This is a genomic window from bacterium endosymbiont of Bathymodiolus sp. 5 South, from assembly GCF_900128535.1.
Lineage (GTDB): Bacteria > Pseudomonadota > Gammaproteobacteria > PS1 > Pseudothioglobaceae > Thiodubiliella.
The window spans coordinates 1-1,068 of the sequence record NZ_FQTR01000361.1 but is presented as its reverse complement, the minus strand read 5'-3'; the positions used below and the strand labels follow the sequence as shown (position 1 = coordinate 1,068).

Here is a 1,068-nt window from a genome sequence, read left to right as displayed (position 1 = left end):
TTTATAATAATGAACGACCATATTTTGCTCTAGGCGGGATACCGCCAAGAGCAAAGGTGGCGTAATAAGATGACTGTAAACAGTCAAGCCTCTACTTTAGAGTTGTATGGAAAATGGGGGTATTACACTGTGGAAGTGTGCTACTTTAAAGTAAAGGTCAAATGGTATTAAAAAAATGGAGAAGTATGAATGAAACTTAAAAATATTTTTGTTGGTTTTTTAAAAACCTTGCTATTGATAACCCTATTTTGTGGCAGTTTAATTCATGCTACCAACTATATGTTTCTTATTCTTCAGAATTATCAATATACAGCCAATGATTTCCCCCCTTACTTATTCGAAAAGAATTTTGAAACGGGTCAATTAACTAAAATAATTGACACAGAAAATGCGTTTCAATTTAAAACCTATAGTCTGGCATCAGAGACCGATATAGAATCATACATGTCAAATGTTAAACCTGTTTTAATTAAATGGGCAGAAGAAGACGAATCGGATATAGGATCAGATGCTTCAACTTCCTCAATATTATCACGCGATATAATAGAAGGTGTTGAGATGGATCACTTGCCCACAAGAGAAGTTCATGTTGCCATTTACAAAGGCAAGATAGAGGCTGTATCTTATGCAGAGGATGCAAGGCAAACAATACCTGAAATTAAAACACTGATAGCAAACCCTGAAGGATTAATAGAAGGTCAAACAAAGATCGTTAAAGGAGGAGGGTCGTCGCTCTTAAATTACACGCTCCAAAGATTTAAAGCAAACAATGTAAAACGCGTTCAACTTCGCTCTATAAGAGATAAATATTACCTTGATCGGGGTTGGGAAAAGAAGGAAAAAACCGATTGTAGTGGTCTAATTTATTTGGACACATTTCAAGTCGCTTTTTTCAATTCAGCCATTTTTTCCACTGGGGTTAAATATCCAATAGCCGCATGAATCTTTTTTTGTAGTTGTAAAATAGATGTAATACCAAATTCAAAAAACAACAATACTATAAATAGTGTATAATAATCATTTTTTTCACCAACAAAACAATGCCAAAAAGAATTCAACTACCTGATG

Annotated in this window: 1 protein-coding gene; it reads left to right on the top strand. The window is 34.2% G+C overall.

Translation table 11 applies throughout. From position 1 onward, the window contains the following. Window positions 1-189 precede the first annotated feature (189 nt). Window positions 190-942 carry a hypothetical protein gene (locus BBROOKSOX_RS11500; protein ID WP_139661998.1) on the top strand — a complete coding sequence of 251 codons (753 nt, stop codon included), beginning with the start codon at window positions 190-192 and terminating at the stop codon, window positions 940-942. Window positions 943-1,068: the final 126 nt, after the last annotated feature.